At 67.6% G+C, this 19,147-nt stretch carries 13 protein-coding genes; 10 read left to right on the top strand and 3 right to left on the bottom strand.

The features are described 5' to 3' along the window. Positions 1-45 precede the first annotated feature (45 nt). The 10 genes from ACIRQP_RS31030 (at position 46) to ACIRQP_RS30985 (ending at position 17,150) form a co-directional block, all read left to right on the top strand. Complete coding sequence (locus ACIRQP_RS31030; RefSeq protein WP_403895764.1) at positions 46-7,602, top strand: RHS repeat-associated core domain-containing protein; 7,557 nt, start codon at positions 46-48, stop codon at positions 7,600-7,602. Continuing rightward, positions 7,599-7,889, top strand: coding sequence for an immunity 53 family protein (locus tag ACIRQP_RS31025; protein WP_403895761.1), 291 nt, complete (start codon positions 7,599-7,601; stop codon positions 7,887-7,889). The genes ACIRQP_RS31030 and ACIRQP_RS31025 overlap by 4 nt, the downstream gene beginning before the upstream one ends. Positions 7,890-9,566: 1,677 nt before the next feature. Further along, positions 9,567-10,838, top strand: coding sequence for a tyrosine-type recombinase/integrase (locus tag ACIRQP_RS31020; protein WP_403895758.1), 1,272 nt, complete (start codon positions 9,567-9,569; stop codon positions 10,836-10,838). A 79-nt stretch (positions 10,839-10,917) separates the two neighbouring features. Then, complete coding sequence (locus ACIRQP_RS31015) at positions 10,918-11,787, top strand: HipA family kinase (RefSeq protein ID WP_403895755.1); 870 nt, start codon at positions 10,918-10,920, stop codon at positions 11,785-11,787. Further along, a complete protein-coding gene (locus ACIRQP_RS31010) occupies positions 11,784-12,167 on the top strand; it encodes a DUF3037 domain-containing protein (protein ID WP_403895752.1) in 384 nt (127 codons plus the stop codon). Before ACIRQP_RS31015 ends, ACIRQP_RS31010 begins: the two co-directional genes overlap by 4 nt. A 243-nt stretch (positions 12,168-12,410) precedes the next feature. Next, positions 12,411-13,172, top strand: coding sequence for a 3-oxoacyl-ACP reductase FabG (gene fabG / locus ACIRQP_RS31005; RefSeq protein ID WP_403895749.1), 762 nt, complete (start codon positions 12,411-12,413; stop codon positions 13,170-13,172). A 17-nt stretch (positions 13,173-13,189) separates the two neighbouring features. Then, the gene (locus tag ACIRQP_RS31000) at positions 13,190-13,978 is read left to right on the top strand and encodes an SDR family oxidoreductase (protein WP_403895746.1); all 789 of its coding nucleotides are present in this window, start codon (positions 13,190-13,192) and stop codon (positions 13,976-13,978) included. A 151-nt stretch (positions 13,979-14,129) separates the two neighbouring features. Further along, positions 14,130-15,665, top strand: coding sequence for an ABC transporter substrate-binding protein (locus ACIRQP_RS30995; protein WP_403895850.1), 1,536 nt, complete (start codon positions 14,130-14,132; stop codon positions 15,663-15,665). 90 nt (positions 15,666-15,755) lie between these two features. Further along, entirely contained in the window at positions 15,756-16,448 is a 693-nt protein-coding gene (locus ACIRQP_RS30990; protein ID WP_403895744.1) for a uracil-DNA glycosylase, read from the top strand. A 141-nt stretch (positions 16,449-16,589) separates the two neighbouring features. Then, positions 16,590-17,150 (top strand): hypothetical protein, encoded by a 561-nt coding sequence (locus ACIRQP_RS30985; protein WP_403895742.1) that lies wholly within the window; start codon positions 16,590-16,592, stop codon positions 17,148-17,150. Positions 17,151-17,218: 68 nt separating this feature from the next. Here ACIRQP_RS30985 and ACIRQP_RS30980 read toward each other — a convergent pair whose 3' ends face one another. The 3 genes from ACIRQP_RS30980 to ACIRQP_RS30970 all read right to left on the bottom strand — a co-directional run bounded on the left by ACIRQP_RS30980 (position 17,219) and on the right by ACIRQP_RS30970 (position 19,069). Then, on the bottom strand, positions 17,219-17,671 hold the full coding sequence (locus ACIRQP_RS30980; RefSeq protein ID WP_403895739.1) for a hypothetical protein: 453 nt from the start codon (positions 17,669-17,671) through the stop codon (positions 17,219-17,221). A gap of 183 nt (positions 17,672-17,854) precedes the next feature. Continuing rightward, positions 17,855-18,370 carry a DinB family protein gene (locus ACIRQP_RS30975; RefSeq protein ID WP_403895847.1) on the bottom strand — a complete coding sequence of 172 codons (516 nt, stop codon included), beginning with the start codon at positions 18,368-18,370 and terminating at the stop codon, positions 17,855-17,857. A gap of 78 nt (positions 18,371-18,448) precedes the next feature. Continuing rightward, positions 18,449-19,069, bottom strand: coding sequence for a TetR/AcrR family transcriptional regulator (locus ACIRQP_RS30970; protein ID WP_403895736.1), 621 nt, complete (start codon positions 19,067-19,069; stop codon positions 18,449-18,451). Positions 19,070-19,147: the final 78 nt, after the last annotated feature.

The following is a 19,147-nucleotide window of genomic DNA, read 5'->3' as shown; positions in this document are numbered from 1 at the left end:
TCCCCGGCGAGTGCGGAGGCGGCTGAGCCCACCACGAATAATGCCGTGTATGCCTACGACGCGGCCTCGCGTCTGGTCGGGGTGACGGACCCGTCGGGTGAGACGGCCCGCTACCGCTACGACGCGGCGGGCAACCGCCTCGGGGTGGACCGCTTCGCGTCGAGCACCCTGTCCGTTCTCTCCTTGGTTCCGGTCCGCGCCCAGGCGGGTGCGAAGGTCACCCTGTCCGGTACCGGCTTCTCGCCCACGCCGGCGTCGAATTCCGTGAAGTTCGGTACGGCGGCAGCCACGGTCGACTCGGCGACGGCGACCCGCCTGGTGGTGACGGTCCCGGCTGCCGCAGTCAACGGTAAGGTGTCGGTGACTACGGGCGGAACGACCGCCCAGTCACCCGAGTCGTTCACCTTCGCGCCGACGCCTTCGGTCTCGAAGATCGAGCCGGACATCGGCGGCGCGGGCAGCCAAGTGGTCATCACCGGCGCCAATTTCGCAGGCACCGCCACCGACAACGTCGTCCGCTTCGGCGGCGGCATGGTCGCGGAGGTGATGGCGACCAGTACTCCCACGGCCCTGACCGTAGTGGTACCGGTCGGCGCGGGGGACGGCCCGATTGAGGTCGCCACCCCGGACGGCGAGGCGACATCCGCCACCAGTTTCGACATACGCTCCAGCGGCGGCGAGATGGAGATGTCCGCCGAGACGTCGCTGACCGACGAGACCCCGCCGACTCTCTCGGTCACCAAACCCGGCAACATGGCCCAGGCGCTCTTCGAGGCCCCCGCCGGTGCGGACATCAACGTCGGCATCACGCAGTCGACTTTCAACTCCGACATGCGGGCCCGGTTGGTGGATCCCCTGGGCGACAGCGTGAAGAGCTTTACGTTCGAGGGGCCTGAAGGCGAAGGGGAGTTCACCGACCTGCCTGCGGCTGGTCTGTACGCGCTTGTCCTGGAGACGGGATCGGGCAACTTCGGTACCGCCGTGGTCACGCTGTCGACTCCCCTGACGAGTGCGTTCACCATCTCCGGACCTCCTGTCCAAGCCGTCTTCGAACGATCGGGACAGGACCGACTCCTCACCTTCTCGGGAACGTTGGGGACATCGCTGAGTCTGGCCATCGATGCCAAGGCGCTGCCGCACCCCCCGTGGGCCCGTCTCTACGGACCGAACGGCGCCGAGGTCGAGTCCGCCTTCATCAGCGGAGGCAAGGACGGCGGCATGGACCTGGACACGCTGAGCCAGTCCGGGACCTACACGCTGATGCTGGATCCCGCGGAAGGAGACGCCAAGGGCACCGTCACAGTGACCGCGTCGCGGTACGCCGAAGCGGGCACACTCGACCCGGCCGGAGCGGCGCTCAACGTTTCACTCACCCGACCGGGTCAGCAAGGGCGCGCCCAGTTCGCCGGCACGGCAGGTCAGCGTGTGTCCCTCGGCGGTACGGCCACCGGTTTCGGCTCGTCGACCCGGGTCGATATCCGCCGGCCCGACGGCGCGCTTCTGGACTACTTCAACGTGTCCGACGGCGACGCGGGTGATGACTGGGACAGCGAACCACTGCCCACGACCGGGACCTACACGGTCAGCGTGCTGCCGGCCAGCGACGTCGGGACCGGTGAACTGACGCTCATCCTGTCGCGCCCGGTGGTCCTGCCGCCGCTGCTGACCACGGCCGGCTCCACGTCGGCGACCGTCGGACGGATCGGTCAGGACGTGGAGTCCTCCTTCCAGGGACAGACCGGGGCCGCGCTCTCGCTCGGCGTCACCGGCAACACCTTCGGGCAGTACATCGATCTGACGGTCCTCGCGCCGTCCGGCGCGCGGGTGATCGACGAACTGAACGTGTCAGCCGGCGATTCGGCGACGATTCCGCTGCCCGCACTGCCGGAGACCGGCACGTACCGCGTCATCCTGGATCCCTATCAGGGGGCGGTCGGATCGGTGGGCCTCACGCTCTCCACCGAGGCTCGGACCGCCCTCACCGTTGACGCGGCGGCCGGAGTCACCGCGACAGTGACCCGTGCGGGACAGCGGATACATGCCCGGTTCACGGCGCCTGCCACAACCTCTCTCGGCCTGGGCATCACCGCGAACACCATCGCCGAGTCCACGGAGATCAGGCTCATCGGCCCCGATGGTGGGGCCGGCACACTTGTCGGCCGTGCCGGGAGCAAGGCGTCCGAGGCGTTCTACCTGACCGGTCTGACGGCGGGAGCGGCGTACTCGCTGGTCTTCGAGCCGGCTGAGGCCGCGACCGGCGGGATGACGCTCTGGCTGTCGAAGCCGGTCAAGGCGGGCACTCTCTCGACAGCGACGCCCGCGCTCACCGGCGAGATCACCCGTCCGGGGCAGCAACTGGAGTACACCGTCAATGTTGCCGCGGGTGCGGCCTACGGCGCGGCGGTGACCTTCGACGGCACCACCCTCGGTGCGAGATCACAGCTGGTCCACCGGGCACCTGGTGGTACGGAGGCCAATCTCGGATCGTTCACCAAGACGGCGGCCGAGGGGGACCTGCTGCCACCGTTGGCCGCGGGCGCCCACCTGCTGTTCGTACGTCCCGATGCCCCGACAACCGGAAAGACCACGGCCACTCTGGTACCCGACGTGAACGGTGGATCCCTCGCCACCACCGGCACGCGCAAGCCCGTCGCCATCGCCATGGCGGGCCAGAACGGACACTTCACGTTTACCGGAACCCAGGGGCAGAAGCTTACGCTCGGTCTCGACTCCCCGCCCGCCGCGTGGTCGTTGTCGGTGTTCGGTCCGGACGGCAAGTGGCTGGTCGACGGGCGTTCGATGAGCTCGACCGCGGTGACGTACGCGCTGCCGACGCTTCCGGCCACCGGCACCTACACGCTGTCGGTCGACCCGAACACCCTGAAGACCGGCACTTACACGCTGGGGCTGACCGCCGCGGCGGCGGTCGCTGCAGCGGACAGCACCGACGCATCAGCGGGCGGACCGGGCAACGGGAGCACGCGGACCGACAGTGCTGACACATCTCCGGCTGCCCGTGTCACCCCGGCCGGTCCTGACGCCTGGCAACCGGGCAAGTCCAGTCTGGCGGGGCGGGATTGGGTCGCGGCTCGCGGCAAGGCGCCGAAGGCGCCGTCGGCGCTGCGGGGCCCGCCTGGTGCCACCGCGCTGAGTGGGCACATCCTCAAGCTCGACGGCAAGCCGCTGGCCAAGGTCACCGTCTCGGTCGGCAAGAAGTCGGCGAAGACGGACGCCCGTGGCCGGTTCCTGCTGAGCGGTATCAGTGACACGGCGACGACGCTGGTGGTCGACGGCGCGAGCGCGAACAACTCGAAGCGCCAGTACGGCCGTTACGACATCCGGATCACCCCGAAGGCCGACCGGACGGTCGATCTCGGATTCCCGGTGTGGATGACACCGCTGGATACGAGGAACACGGTCAAGTTCGCCGCCCCGGCGAAGGCCGACGTCGTGCTGAAGACCCCGAAGATCCCGGGACTCGAAGTCCGGATCCCGAAGGGCTCGGTGGTCCGTGACGAGAACGGGAAGCCGGTCACGGAGCTGGGGATCACGGCGATCCCGATCGACCGGCCGCCGTTCCCGCTACCGGAGAACGGCATCGTGCCGGTGTACTTCACCGTGCAGCCGGGCGGCACGTACGTCTTCCCCAAGGGCGCGCAGATCGTCTACCCGAACTACACGCGTGAAGCTCCGGGCACCCGGGTCAAGTTCCTCGACTACGACCCGAAGAAGAAGGGCTGGCACATATACGGCACCGGTGAGGTGTCGGCGGACGGCCGCCAGGTCGTGCCCGACCGGGAGACGCGTGTCTGGGCATTCCACGGCGCGATGTTCCACACCGACGACCTGATGCCGTGGGACACCTCCTGGCTCCAGGACGCCATCGACTGGCTCTCCGGGGACCCGGTCGAGCTGTCGACGGGCCTCCTGACCGACTCCCGTACGGACCTGGCTGTCGCGGACTCCCACGGTGGCGCCGAACTCACCCGGACGTACTGGCAGGCCGACGCCACAAAGCGCGCGTTCGGCATCGGCCGCGATTTCTCCTACAACGCGTTCCTGCACTCCAAGAACCAGTGGCAGGAGGTCGATCTCTATGTGCCGGGCGGCAGCAAGGTCCACTTCACCCGAACCTCCCCGGGGACCGGCTGGGACGGGGTCTTCGAACCGCTCGACACCTCCTCGGAGTTCCAGGGTTCCAAGATCACCTGGCAGGGATTTGTCGGCGGCTGGCACCTGACCTTCCGGGACGGCACGGTGTGGGTGTTCCCGCAGTACGCGCCACTGAAAGAAATCCGGGACCGGCACGGGAACACCACGACGCTGACTCGGCTGAACGGTAACAAGGGTGAGATCACCCGTATCACCAGCCCCGGCGGCAAGTGGATCTCGCTGACCTACGACCCGCTGCACCGCCGCGTCACGTCCGCGAGGGACAACACGGGCCGCACCACCTCGTACACGTATGACGACGCGGGCCGTCTGGAGACGGTGACGGATCCGGCGGACGGGGTCAGCCGGTACACATACGACGGGGCGTCGAACCGGATCAGGACGGCGGCCGACGCACGCGGTATCACGTACATGACGAACGAGTTCAACGCGGACGGGCGGGTGGAGAAGCAGACGCTCACCGAGGGCGCGACGTACTCGTTCATGTACACGCAGACCGGGGCCGGGAAGGTCACATCGGCGAGTGTCACGCAGCCGGGCGGCTCGGTACGGCGGGTGGAGTTCGACGCGGACGGTTACGGCGTCAAGGACACTGAGGCGTACGGGAGTCCGCTGGCGAGGACGACACAGTACGACCGGGGTCCGAGGCACCGGATCGACGCGGCGACCGATCCGTACGGCCGGCGTACGGAGCTGACGTACGACGCGAATGGTTACGTGACTCGCACGACGGAGCTGGCGGGGACGGCGCAGGCGCGCCAGTCGGGTACGGCGGTGTACGACGGTCCCTATGACCAGCCGACCTCCGTGAGCGACCCGTTGGGGAACACCACCACGCTTGAGTACGACGCGGAAGGTGATCTGCGGACGGTCAGGGACCCCGAGGACCGGGCGACGACGTTCACGCTTACGTCCGACGGTCAGCCTGAGACGGTCACCGACGCGTCGGGCGCGATGACCGAATACATCTACCGGCACGGTGAGCTGCTGTCGGTGAAGGACGCTGAGGGCCGTACCGGGGGCCAGTTCCTGGACGCGGCGGGCCGCCCGACGGCGGTCACGGACGAGGTGGGTTCCCGTACGACGCTGACGTACGACGCGCTCAACCAGACACGTCAGGTCACCGATCCGCTGGGCCGGTCAACAGTCCTGGACTACGACAAGAACGGCAACCTGATTGAGCTGACGGATGCTCGTGAGAACAGTACGAGGTGGGCGTACGACGACGCCGACCGCACGGAGTCGGTGACGGACCCGCTGGGCGCGCAGGCGCTGTTCGGGTACGACCTGGCGGGCCGGCTGACGAAGGCGACGAGCCGCTCGGGCCTGGTCGCGACGGCCGAGTACGACCTGCTGGGCCGGGCGAAGAACACCAAGTATGGCGTGAACGTGGCGGGCGTGGCCGAGTCGACGGTGACGTACGCGTACGACGCGGTGGATCTGCCGAAGACGATTACCGACACGCAGGCGGGCACGGAGAGCTTCGACTACGACGTGTACGACCGGCTGAGGACGGTGACCGGCCCGACGGGCACGGTGGGCTATGACTACGACGCGGCGGACCGCCGCAAGGAGATGACGGCGGCCGGGAGCACGACGCTCTACGGCTACGACACCTCCAGCATCCTCACCTCGGTCACCTCGGGCGGGCAGGAGGTGACGTTCGGTCTGGACGCGGTGGGCCGTGAGAAGACGGCGAACCTGCCGGGCGGCATCACCCGTGCCACCACACTCGACAAGACGGGCGTGGTCTCAGCGATCGACTACACGCGCGGCACCGCGGATGTCGGCGACTTGACCTACACCCGCGACACTCGGGGCCTCCAGACGGGCCTCACGGGAAGCCTCGCCTCGGTAGCGCTCCCCGCCGCAGAGACGGGGGCGGTGTTCGGCAAGGACAACAGGGTCACGTCCTTGGGCGGCCGTTCGTTCACGTACGACGCGGACGGGCAACTCAAATCCGACGGCAAACGGACGTACGACTGGAACGCGAGGGGCCAACTGTCGGGCCTGGACTCGGTCGGCGAGGGTCCCTCGGGCCTGTTCACGTACGACCCCCTGGGCACGCGAAGCTCCAAGAAGCTGAGTGACACAACCCAGAAGTACCTCACCGACGGCTCGAACCCGCTGGTGGAACAGGATGGTGCCGGCGCCGCGAAGGCGACGGTTGCCACATCGGGCCTGGACCAGTACCTGACCCGTACGGAGAACGGTGCGACGCAGGTCTACCTGACCGACGCGCTGGGTTCGGTGGTGGGCCTGGCGAACGTGGACGGCACGGTCGCGACGAGCTACACGTACGACCCGTACGGCCAGCCGACCGCTTCGGGGGCGGCATCGACGAACCCGTACACTTTCACGGGCCGTGAGTCGGACGGCACGGGCCTGCTGTACTACCGCAACCGATACTACGATCCGGAGTCGGGGCGTTTCATCTCGCAGGATCCGATCGGCTACACGGCGGGCACGAACCTCTACCAGTACGCGCTGAGTTCGCCGACAACCTACACGGACCCCACGGGCAACAGCCCGATGCTGGCCGGCTGTGTGATCGGCGGCCTGAGCGAGGCGGGCCTTGACTGGCTGGGCCAGCGTCTCTCGGGCCGGAAGGTCGACTGGGGCCAGGTGGGTACGTCGGCGGCGCTGGGCTGCGCGGGCGGTATGATCGGCAAGATCAAGTGGGCGGCCCCGGCCAAGAGCTGCAAAATCCCGATCCCCAACAGCTTCACGGCGGACACCCCAGTCCTCCTCGCGGACGGTACCCGCAAACCGATCAAAGACATTCAGGTAGGCGACCAGGTCCTCGCCACGGACCCGGAGACAGGCGAGTCGGGCCCCCGCCCGGTCACGGCCCTGATCAAGGGCACGGGCGACAAACAAATGGTCGACATCGCCCTGACGGGCGGCAAGACCAGCAGCACCCTCACCGCGACAGATGGCCACCCCTTCTGGGTTCCTGCTCTCGGCCGCTGGATCGAAGCCGACGAACTCACCACCGGCCAATGGCTCCAGACCAGCAACGGCACCTGGATCCAGATCGCAGCCGTCACCCACCACGCAAAACAAACGACGGTCTACAACCTCACGGTCGACGACCTCCACACGTACTATGTACTGGCGGGCGAGACGCCAGTGCTCGTTCATAACTCTCGCGCTGGAAATCTTTGTCCGCACCCAGACGCGGAAGGACCTCATACGACATTCCGTCGGGACGGAACGACCGGCGAGATCGACCATTATGAATCCTATGACCGACCTTCAGACCCCCGGGATCCGAGGCCATGGGTCCCGACGAAGCGAGTCGACGTGAAGGGTAAACCTCACTACGACAAGAAGACCAAGACTCGTGTCCCGACGCCGCACGTAAACCTTCCGGACGGATCAGCAGTGCCTGCGGAACCCTGGGAGATCCCTAGAAGGAACCCATGATTTCGGCCCTGAAGTTTCTCCAGAAGTGGTATGCATCCGCCTGTGATGGGGACTGGGAGCACTCATACGGTATTCGAATCGAAACAATTGATAACCCTGGCTGGATCCTCACCGTCGACCTGGTCCGAACTTCGCTGTATGGTCGGACTTGCGATAGGGAAGATCAATCCGTTGATGGGTCTTGGATGTCGGTAAAAAGTGACGGAATCAAGTTTGTTGCGGCATGTGATCCAGGTTCACTGGAGAGGGTAATCGATTATTTCATCGAATTCTCTGATGTCTCCTGAGCCTGTAGGATGGCCAGTCGCTTGACCGCAATCCAGTGGATAAAAACTCCGCTTCCGGCTGGGCCATGGGACATTTTTGACGCAGTAGCTGACAGCAACGTCAGGGGGCAGGTGCCGCGCTATGCGGCACCTGCCCCCTGACGTCGGAGCGGTAACGGGCGCCGAAAACTTCAGAACCGGAGGCACCCGCAGACCCACCCGCACGGCGGACCTCGCTCCGGAACTCGTCGCGGTCGATGCGAAAGCCGCAGATCAGGCTCACGTCACCTCGGTGCCTGACACTACCGGGCGCCGGCCTCCAACGGTGTGCGGGTCTGCCGCAAGCATCTGTCGAGCGGGGGTGGCAAACCTCGGCCGTGACGCTCGTTTGACGCTCCGATCACATCGGAGCCGTCCCGATCACCCGCAAAGCACGTCTGAGCTGCAGTTATGCCGCCTTCTCCGACTGGCACATGTTTCCGATGACGCACCATGTGGAGTCCGTTGCGATCCTTGAATCGGTGCAAAGGGCTCCTGACCTGCGATTTTGCGTGTGCGCATTATGTGTGATGTGGGCGTTACGGGCGATATCTTGACGCTGAAATGACGCTCGTGACGCTCATTTGACGCTCGTTCTGATGGGGTAACAGGAGCCCGATTGGACAGGTCAGGGCCTGTCAGGGTGGCGTACATCAATGGGGCGTCGAGGGTGGCGACGCTCTGCGAGGAGCCGCTGGGCCCCGATGGTCAGTTGTCGCGGAAGAGGCCAGCCAGCGCTGTGACCTGCCACGATGAGGGGTCCTTGCTCGCTGACCTGCGCAAATGGTCTTTCGGTTGTTTCACGCTCATGCCGGTTGATGGGGTTGGAAGTCCCAGAAAAGTCCCAGAGGACTCCCACGGCTGACGGACGCCCTTTCGGTTCTACTCGACGTAGGACAGAGCGTCGGGGCCGGGGCCTGTGCGCTGGCGGTCGGACTTGATCCTGACCAGCAACTCCGACCATCCCGACGAGCCACAGCAACATCCCGGAGCCGTGGAACCCCGGCGCCCACCCGACGCGACAGTCGGGCCGCCAACCTGCCCCAGCCCACGGGATTCCGCACCAAGCAAGCACAGAGTCCCCGTCAGCGAAGCGACGAGGACTCATGAACGATCGAGGCTAATGCGGCGCGCGATGTAGACCACGATCGCCGGTTAGCCAAACCGGCGATCGTCGCGACCATTGAGGAGTTCGCGTTCGGCTGTGCTTGGCGGTGGAGCCTGCGGACACCACGTATCCGCCACGCATGTCCGAGCCACGTTTACCGCAGCGGCCTTCGCAGCGTCTCTTGAGGATCTTCGTCATGCCCTCTTCTCGAACCGCAAGTTCCAACGCTCATTCCACCCGATCCGGAGCAGTCACCAGGGCCTTTCTGAACGTACAGGAAACCGCCGAGTACCTCGGTATCTCGTCACGCACGCTCTATGTCTGGCGACACCGTTGACAGGGGCCACCGAGCTTTCGGATGGGAGAACGCGGCCGTGTCACGTACCGGCTGGAGGCGCTCGACGCGTGGGTTCGTGAACAGGAGCGGCTTGATTCGCGCTCCAACACTGCCCTGAACCCGCTTAATGCGCCCTATGAGGGCCGCTCCGGCGCCGCTCTCGACCTCTAACACGTCATTTTGAAGTAGTACCCCCGACTTGGGAGAGCAACTGATGGCCGGTTACATTGAAGACCGCTGGATCAAGAAGAAGAAGGACCCGGCCACCGGGAAGAAGGAGAGGACTGCTCGCTTCGGGAAGGGGAAGCGGTACCGGGTCTCTGGAATACCCGGAGTCCGTGACCGTTCGTTCGATACGCTTGAGGACGCCAAGGCGTGGCTTCGGCGGTCCGCCACGGACGAAGAACGTGGCGAGTTCGTTGACCCGCGCGACGGCACTATCACGTTGGCCGACTACATCGCCACTTACTGGATGCCGGGTAAGCACGGGGCCCCGAAGACCCTGGAAGGTCACGAACGGCGGGTCCGTCTTCATATCATCCCTCATTTGGGTAGCCTCCCACTGAGTCAGGTCACGGCGGCCGAGTTGCGGACTTACATCGCGAAGTTGGAGAGCACTGTCTCCTCCGTCGACTACCTACGCGGAATCCTCTCGGAGCTGTCCGGGATTTTGGAGACAGCCGTGGATGACAAGCGACTTGCCAGGAATCCCATGCGGGCCAAATCCGTGAGGTGGCCCAAGGCGGGCAGGCCACGGCGAGAGGCGTGGCCCTTGGAGACCGCGCTCCAGGTTCGTGATGTCATCAGCCCCCGGCACCGTATAGCTGTGGTCCTGGGGCTGGGGTGCGGACTTCGCCAGGGTGAGGTTTTCGGGTTGAGCCCGGAGGACATCGATTACGCACGCGGTGTCCTCCACGTGCGCAGGCAGGTGCAGACCATCGACGGAAAGCCGTACTACGCGCTCCCGAAGTCAAGGATGTCGCGCATCGCGGACATGCCGACCTCGGTTGCTGAAGCGCTGAAGCGGCACATTGCTGAGTATCCCTCTGTCGAAGTGGAACTCCCATGGGGCAGGCCCGGGCCTGACGTGCCGACGAAGCGGTTCCCCCTGCTGCTCACGACGCGCTTCCACAATGCCGTGGCGGTGAACACTTTGAACACGTACACGTGGAAGCCTGCGCTGGCTAAGACCGGCATCATTCCGCCGCGCCGAGAGGGGGCGAAGCCATGGCAGTGGGCGGCGGCGCCCAAGGACGGGTTCCACGTGCTGCGGCATACCTACGCCTCCATCATGCTGGAGGCCGGTGAGTCTGTGGTCACCGTGGCACGGTGGATGGGGCACGCGTCGCCGACCATTACGCTTGATTACTATGCGCACTTCATGCCGGAGGCCGGGAACAAGGGCCGAGCAGCCATCGACGGCTTGCTCGGCGCACCGGGGGAGCGGGCCGTCGGCCGAAACTCCCCAGATTCTCCCCAGACGTGATCGTGGCGATTTCCCGGCCTGCGGACTTTGTGTGGCATCCCGTGGATCACAAGGTGCCTGAGCCGTATAGCCTGGGGAAATGCTCACCGAAGTCACCGCGACCCGCTATGTCACGCCCTTGCGTGAGGGCGGCTCGCTTCCGGGGATCGTCGAGGCCGACGATCTCGGTACGTACGTCATGAAATTCACCGGCGCGGGACAGGGCCGCAAGACCCTGGTCGCGGAGGTGATCTGCGGGCAGCTGGCCCGCAGGCTGGGGTTGAGAATCCCCGAACTGGTGCGTATGCAACTCGACCCCGTCATCGGACTCTCCGAGCCGGACCAGGAAGTACAGGAGTTGCTGAAGGCGAGCGGTGGGCTGAACCTCGGCATGGACTATCTGCCGGGATCGATCGGATTCGACCCGCTGGCCTACCAAGTGGGGCCGGAGGAGGCCGGGCGGATCGTCTGGTTCGACGCGGTGATCAACAATGTCGACCGCTCCTGGCGCAACCCCAACATGCTTGTCTGGCACGGTGACCTGTGGCTCATCGACCATGGCGCGACCATGATCTGGCACCACAACTGGCCCGGTGCGCGGGCTTCCGCGGCGAAGCCGTACAACGCCTCCGACCACGTACTCGCCTCCTTCGGTCCCGACATCGCGTCGGCCGCCGCCGAGCTGGCGCCGCTGGTCACCGAGGAGTTGTTGACGGAGGTCACCGCCGACGTACCGGACGAGTGGCTGGTCGACGAGCCCGGCTTCGACTCCACCGACGAACTGCGCCGCGCGTATGTGGAGCCGCTGCTCGCGCGGGCCGGCACGATCCACGAGCGCCTCACCCTCGACGCGCCCACCACGAACAGCCCGTCGCGGGCGCCCGGTTGGCTGGCCGGCCGGCTGTCGCCCGGAGCGCGGACCACGCGCCGGACGGCTGACGAGCAGAGCGCTGGGGGCGGCGGCCGGTGAGTACGAAGGACGTCTACGAGTACGCGCTGCTGCGGGTCGTGCCGCGCGTCGAGCGCGGCGAGTGTTTCAACGCGGGCGTACTGGTCTACTGCCGCGCCCGGTCCTACGTTTCGGCCAGGACTCATCTGGACGAGGCCAAGCTGAGGATCCTCGACCCGGAAGCGGATGTCGTAGGGGTACTGGCGGCGCTGCGTGCGGTCGAGAGCGTCTGCCGTGGCGGCGACGCGGCCGGGCAGGCGGCGGACGACGACGCGGGCAGGCGGTTCCGGTGGCTGATCGCGCCGCGCTCGACCGTCGTACAGCCCGGTCCCGTGCACACCGGACTGACGGACGACCCGGGGGCGGAGGCCCAGCGGCTGCTCGACCTGCTGGTGCGCTGACGGGCCGCTCACACGAGCCCGAGGTGACGCGGCGAGGTGACGCGGGCGAGGTGATGCCAGTGGTGTGATGCCAGTGGTGTGATGCCAGTGGTGTGATGTCGGCGCCGGATCGCGGCATCGGCGCGGTCGGCCGTTGACACCGCGTGCCGTGGCTTCTAGCGTCTGTCTGCTGGACCTACTAAGCGGTTGCTCAGCGGTCCTTGTGATCGGGAGCCGCGGGAGCCTAGGACGAGGAGAACAGGGATGTCCACCACCGAGCAGCGCGTAGCCGTCGTGACCGGGGCGGCGCGCGGCATTGGCGCCGCCACCGCGGTACGGCTGGCGGCGGAGGGCCGCGCCGTCGCCGTACTCGACCTCGACGAGGCGGCGTGCGAGGACACCGTCGAGAGGATCACCGCGGCCGGCGGCAGGGCGCTCGCCGTCGCTTGCGATGTCTCCGACAGCGCGCGGGTGGAGACCGCCGTCGCGCGGGTCGCGGCCGAGCTGGGGGCGCCGACGATCCTGGTCAACAACGCGGGTGTGCTGCGGGACAATCTGCTCTTCAAGATGAGCGAGTCCGACTGGGACACCGTGGTGAACGTGCACCTCAAGGGTGCCTTCCTGATGGCCAAGGCGTGCCAGAAGTACATGGTGGACGCCCAGTTCGGCCGTATCGTCAGCCTCTCCTCCAGCTCCGCGCTCGGCAACCGGGGCCAGGCCAACTACGCGGCGGTCAAGGCCGGTCTCCAGGGCTTCACCAAGACCCTCGCCAAGGAACTCGGCAAGTTCGGCATCACCGCCAACGCGGTGGCGCCCGGCTTCGTCGTCACCGAGATGACCGCCCAGACCGCCGCCCGTATCGGCATGGGCTTCGAGGAGTTCCAGGCCGCGGCGGCGAGCCAGATCCCGGTGCAGCGCGTCGGCAGGCCGGAGGACATCGCCAACGCCATCGCCTTCTTCGCGGGCGAGGAGGCCGGTTTCGTCTCCGGCCAGGTCATGTACGTCGCCGGCGGACCGCTCAACTGAGGCCGGGGGTAATGGACATGACGGAGCGGACAGGACAGCCGGAGTCCGAGCGGCAGGTGCCGGACAGCGGGAAGGTCGCCCTGATCACGGGCGCGAGCCGGGGCATCGGATACGGAGTGGCCGAGGCGTTCGTCGCCCGCGGCGACCGGGTGTGCATCACCGGCCGGGGCGAGGACGCGCTCAAGGAGGCCGTGCGGAGGCTCGGTTCCGACCGGGTGATCGCGGTGGCGGGCAAGGCGCACGACGAGCAGCACCAGGCGACGGCCGTCGCCCGAGTCATGGAGGAGTTCGGCCGGGTCGACTTCCTGGTCAACAACGCGGGCACGAACCCGGTCTTCGGCCCGATCGCCGAGCTGGACCTGAACGTGGCCCGCAAGGTGTACGAGACCAACGTCATCTCGGCGCTCGGCTTCGCCCAGCGGACCTGGCGGGCCTGGCAGAGGGAGAACGGCGGCGCGATCGTGAACATCGCGTCGGTCGCCGGGATCTCGGCGTCCCCCTTCATCGGCGCGTACGGCATGAGCAAGGCGGCGATGGTCAATCTGACCCTTCAGCTGGCGCACGAGTTCGCGCCGGCGGTACGGGTCAACGCCATCGCGCCCGCCGTGGTCAAGACCAGGTTCGCGCAGGCGCTCTACGAGGGCAGGGAGGCGGAGGCCGCGGCCGCCTACCCGATGGGACGGCTCGGGGTGCCCGAGGACATCGGCGGCGCCGCCGCGTTCCTCACCTCCGACCAGTCCGACTGGATCACCGGACAGACGCTGGTCGTCGACGGGGGCATCTTCCTCAACGCCGGGGTGGGGTGACGATTCCCGCCGTCAAACTCCCCAAAAGCCCCACCGGATCAGCGTATTGATCCGGTGGGCGCTGCGGTATGGTCTGCCGATCCATGGCTGAACAAGGAGCGTGAACGTGTTCAACCGGACAATTCGGCGGGCCGCCGGGGCCCTGGCGGCCATGTCTCTGCTCGCGGGATGCGGCCTGTTCTCGGACGATGACACGGAGGCCGGTCAGAGGATAACCGTCGGCACGACGAGCGAACCGAGCACCCTCGATCCGGCGGCGTCCTGGGACAACTCCTGGGAGATGTTCCGCAATGTCTTCCAGACCTTGGTGAGCTTTCCGACCGGCAGTTCGTACCCGCGGCCCGATGCCGCGCGGACATGCCGGTTCACCGACGCCGCCAACCAGGTCTACCAGTGCGTGCTGCGCGACGGGCTGAAGTTCTCCGGCGGCGATCCGCTCGACGCGGCGGCCGTCAAGCACTCCTTCGACCGGATCCGGAACATCAACGCGCCGGGTGGCCCCGCCGGTCTGCTGGAATCCCTCCGCACGGTGGAGACACGCGGGGACGACACCGTCGTCTTCCGGCTGCGGAGGCCGGACGCGACCTTCCCGTTCATCCTCGCCACGCCCGCCATGTCCCTTGTCGCGCCGGCCGAGTATCCGCGGGACAGGCTGCGGCGGGACGGCGGGATCACCGGCTCGGGGCCGTACGAACTCGCCTCGTACACCAGCGGGGACAGGGCGGAGCTGACCCGGAACAAGAACTACCGCGGATTCGCCGAGCACCGGAACGACGCCGTCACGATCCAGTACTTCAAGGACTCCGACACGGTCTTCCGCGCCCTGCAGAAGAAGGAGATCGACGCCATCTACCGGGGTCTCACCTCGGAGCAGGTCGTCGAACTCGAACACAAGGGACCGCAGAACAAGGATCTCCAACTGGTCGAGACCGTCGGCGCCGACATCCGCTATCTGGTGTTCAACCCCGCGGATCCGGCGGCCGGCAAGCTCGCGGTACGCCGGGCGGTGGCCCAGATCGTGGACCGCGACGCGCTGGTGGCCAAGGTCTACCAGGGCACGGCCGAGCCGCTGTACTCGATGGTTCCCAAGGGGATCTTCGCGCACACCACCAGCTTCTTCGACCGGTACGGCGACCCCGATGTGAACGAGGCGAAGGCGATCCTCGACGGCGCGGGCATCAGCGGGCCGGTGCCTCTCACCCTCTGGTACACCACGGACCGCTACGGGTCGGGGACGGCCGCGGAGTTCAGCGAGCTGGAGCGCCAGCTCGAAGCGTCGGGACTGTTCAGGATCACCCTCCGGAGCAAGCCGTGGAAGCAGTTCCAGGCGGGCTACCAGAAGGGGGAGTATCCCGTCTTCGGCCGCGGCTGGTTCCCCGACTTCCCGGATCCGGACAACTTCATCGCGCCTTTCGTCGGCACGAACAACGCGCTGAGCACGCCGTACGAGAGCCCGGAGATCACCCAGAAGCTGCTGCCCCGGTCCCGGCGGGTGAGCGACCGCGCGGCGGTGAACGCGGAGTTCGAGCGGGCCCAGGAGATCTTCGTCGATGACGTACGTCTCCTCCCGCTGTGGCAGGGCAAGCTGTATGTGGCGTCGACCGACGACATCGGCGGCGGCGAGCGGGCCCTCGATCCGCAGACGGTCATGCAGATGTGGGAGCTGAACCGGAAAGCCAGCTGGTAGCGGCCTTGTCACCAGCCGCCGGAGGCCGTTGTCAGTGGTCCCCGGTAGGTTCAGTGGTGCACAAGTGATCGCTTACCGGAGGTTGTTGACGTGACCGACACCGACATGCTGCCCGAGTCCTGGCGCGGCGTCCTCGGCGATGAGCTGCAGAAGCCCTACTTCAAGGAGCTGACCGAGTTCGTCGAGGAGGAGCGGGCGAAGGGGCCGGTCTATCCGCCGCGCGAGGAGGTCTTCGCGGCGCTCGACGCCACTCCGTACGACAAGGTGAAGGTCCTGATCCTGGGCCAGGATCCCTACCACGGCGAAGGGCAGGGACACGGCCTGTGCTTTTCGGTGCGGCCCGGTGTCAGGACCCCTCCCTCCCTGCGGAACATCTACAAGGAGATGAAGGAGGAGCTGGGGCACCCGGTGCCGGACAACGGCTATCTGATGCCGTGGGCCGAGCAGGGTGTGCTGCTGCTCAACGCGGTGCTGACGGTCCGCGCGGGTGAGGCCAACTCCCACAAGGGCAAGGGCTGGGAAAAGGTGACGGACGCGGTGATCCGCGCCGTGGCCGAGCGGCCCGACCCGGCGGTCTTCGTCCTGTGGGGCGCCTACGCGCAGAAGAAGCTGCCGCTGATCGACACGGAGCGGCATGTGGTGGTGAAGGGCGCGCACCCCTCGCCGCTGTCCGCGAAGAAGTTCTTCGGGTCGCGACCGTTCACACAGATCGATGAGGCCGTCGCCGCGCAGGGGCACGAGCCCATCGACTGGCGCATCCCCAACCTCGGCGACCTTGGCTGATCCGCCGGACCGGCCGACAGGCTCGGGCTGTCCGCCCGAGCCTGAAGGTGTCATTGTCCGTCATGCCGGATAGCGTCGTGTTCGTCGGATGGACTGGACGGCGTGTGGACGGCACGTGGACGGTATGCGGAGGCGGCGGTGGTGAGGGAGCGGCAGGAGGCGTCGGAGGACGCCTTCATCACCAGGATCGGGCAGGCGGTCATGCTTCTCCACGGCGGCGACCGCGAGGAGGCGCGCAACCGGTTCGGTGAGCTCTGGACGGAGCTGGGGGAGGCGGGGGACGCGTTTCACCGCTGCGCCCTCGCGCACTATTTGGCGGATACGCAGGACGACCCGGGCGATGAACTGGCCTGGGATCTGCGGGCGCTGACGGCCGCGGACGGGCTGGGGGAGTCGGCGGCCGATGGCGGGGCGGCCGAGGTCCGGGGGGACGACGACCGGGGGGACGATGGCGGGGCGGGCGGCGACCGGTTGGCGGAGGCCCGGGAGAGCGTGCCCGGGACCTCTTCGGTCGTACGGGCCTTCTATCCGTCGCTCCATCTCAATCTCGCCGCCGACTATCTGAAACTCCAGAGGCCGGAGGCGGCCCGGCTCCATCTGGACCGGGCGCGTGACGCGGCGGACGCCCTGGGGGACGGGGGAGATGTGAACGGGGTCCGGGCGGGGATCGACCGGCTGGAGCGGCTGCTGCGGGAGCGGTGACAGCGGGTGTGTGTGGGCGGGGTTGGGATTGAGGGGCTGAGGTTGAGGAGGCTGAGGCTGGGGGGCCGTCAATCGCCGTAGGTCTCATGGCAGATACGGGCCTGAGGGCTGTCCTCCGGCCACTTGCCGTACCTCTCACCGAGGGCGCAGACATCGACGACGGCCGGTGCGGACGGCGGCGCGGAATGGCGCTGTCCCTGGGGGTGGTCCTGGGGCCGCCGCTCCGGCCGGGACGTGGCCGGAGGCCGCTCGGAGCCGCTCGTCCGGTCCGGGCCCGCCGGCCGGTCCTGGGCCGGCGGGCGGGCTTCGGCGGAGGAGCGTGGAGCCGCTTCCGGGGCCGGCGGGGGGACGGCCGCCTCCAGTGCTTCCTTGGCGGGGGCCTCGATGATCAGTGGCTCAGGCGCTCCCGGGCCCTCGATGCCGCTGCTCGTTCCCGGGTGTGGCGCGGGACCGGGCGAGGGGTGCGACTCCACGGCCACACATCCGGAGACGGCGGTGACCGCCATCCCCATCAGGATCATCGCCGCGCTTCTCGTTCGGTTGGTTCGGTGCACCCGGGCAACTCTGCTGGTTGGGGGCGATGTTGGGGAGCGGAAGCGCGCGGATTGGCCCGGACGGGTGACGCCGGGCCGGCTCGCCGCGCGCTCGCTCGGATCGGCCGGTCGGCCGACCGGCCGGGTGGTCGGTCAGCCGGTCCGTCGAGGTCAGTCGCCCGTCGCGCCGTCGATCCGCTCGCGGAGGAGATCGGCATGGCCGTTGTGCCGGGCGTACTCCTCGATCATGTGGGTGTAGATCCAGCGGAGGGTGAACGGGTCGCCGGTGTCGCGGCTGCGCGGTCCGACGCCGAGATCGTCGAGCGAGCGCGGCGCGGCCAGTTCACGGGCGCGGGCGATCTGGGCGCGCCAGGTGGTGTACGCCTCCTCCCAGGTGTCGGCCTCGCCGGGGTGGAAGTCGCCGTCCGGGTCGGCGTCGGTGTAGTAGAGCGGCGCGGCCCCCTCGCCGGCCAGCCGGTTACGGAACCAACTGCTCTCCACCTCGGCCATGTGCCGTACCAGACCGAGCAGGGTCAGACCGGAGGGTGGCACGGATGCCTCTCTGAGCTGTTTCTCGTCCAGGCCGGAGCATTTCAGGGCCAAGGTCTCGCGGTGGTAGTCGAGCCAGCCCTCCAGCATCTCGCGTTCGCCGGCGAGGGTGGAGGGCTCGGTGCGTTCGGGTGTCACCTCGGTGAGTGTCATGGCGGACATCCTCATGGATGAGCCGCCGATGTGGCGAGGGCTTATTGCCCGGGGCGGACGGCGCTACTTCTCCGACACGGCCGGGGCGCCGTCCGGGGTCCCGAGCATTCCGCGCAGCAGCTCGGCGAATCCGAGGCGCAGCGCCTCCAGGGAGGGTACGGAGTCGTGGTACGAGCCCGCCGCGCACGAGAACATCAGCCCCTCGCACCAGGCCACCAGCGAGAGCGCGTGCCGCTCGGGCTCGGCGGAGCCCGCCGCCGTCATCATCGCGACCAGTGGCTCGCGGAAGCGCCGACCCGCCGCGTCGTAGTAGGCCCGTAGCTCCGGTCGGCGGGTGGCCTCAAGCGCCAGTTCGTAACGGGAGACGAGCAGTTCGGGGTGGCCGGTCAGATAGCGGTGCAGCGCGAGTGCCAGCGCGTCGGCGGGTTCGCCCCGGCCGCCCGTGCCGACCGGCATCTCGTCCGGGGTGAGCACCCGCGCCTCGCGCTCCGCCTGCCGCCGTACCGCCGCCTCCAGCAACGCCTGCCGGGTGCGCGCGTGGTTGGAGGTGGAGCCCTGGGGGAGCCCGGCCAGCTCGTCCACCGCCCGGTGGGTCAGCCCGCGCATGCCGCGTTCGGCGAGCAGGGCGAGGGCGGTGTCGGCGATCAGTTCGGCGCGGGAGGACCCGGTGGAGCGTGCGGCCATGGAGCCAATCTATCCCGCTCACTACAGCTGTAGTACGGTGGCGAGGTCACTACAGCTGTAGTTCCGGCTTCGGTGTGA

Origin of the sequence: Streptomyces sp. NPDC102274 (assembly GCF_044766385.1) — a bacterium.
Lineage (GTDB): Bacteria > Actinomycetota > Actinomycetes > Streptomycetales > Streptomycetaceae > Streptomyces.
This window is presented reverse-complemented; position numbering and strand designations above follow the sequence as displayed.

What these genes read in the sequence shown, in the direction of transcription:
- ACIRQP_RS31025 (WP_403895761.1), top strand. Translation starts at nt 7,599, where the DNA reads ATGATTTCGGCCCTGAAGTTTCTCCAGAAGTGGTATGCATCCGCCTGT.
- ACIRQP_RS31020 (WP_403895758.1), top strand. Translation starts at nt 9,567, where the DNA reads ATGGCCGGTTACATTGAAGACCGCTGGATCAAGAAGAAGAAGGACCCG.
- ACIRQP_RS31015 (WP_403895755.1), top strand. Translation starts at nt 10,918, where the DNA reads ATGCTCACCGAAGTCACCGCGACCCGCTATGTCACGCCCTTGCGTGAG.
- fabG (WP_403895749.1), top strand. Translation starts at nt 12,411, where the DNA reads ATGTCCACCACCGAGCAGCGCGTAGCCGTCGTGACCGGGGCGGCGCGC.
- ACIRQP_RS31000 (WP_403895746.1), top strand. Translation starts at nt 13,190, where the DNA reads ATGACGGAGCGGACAGGACAGCCGGAGTCCGAGCGGCAGGTGCCGGAC.
- ACIRQP_RS30995 (WP_403895850.1), top strand. Translation starts at nt 14,130, where the DNA reads ATGTCTCTGCTCGCGGGATGCGGCCTGTTCTCGGACGATGACACGGAG.
- ACIRQP_RS30980 (WP_403895739.1), bottom strand. Translation starts at nt 17,671, where the DNA reads ATGATCCTGATGGGGATGGCGGTCACCGCCGTCTCCGGATGTGTGGCC.
- ACIRQP_RS30970 (WP_403895736.1), bottom strand. Translation starts at nt 19,069, where the DNA reads ATGGCCGCACGCTCCACCGGGTCCTCCCGCGCCGAACTGATCGCCGAC.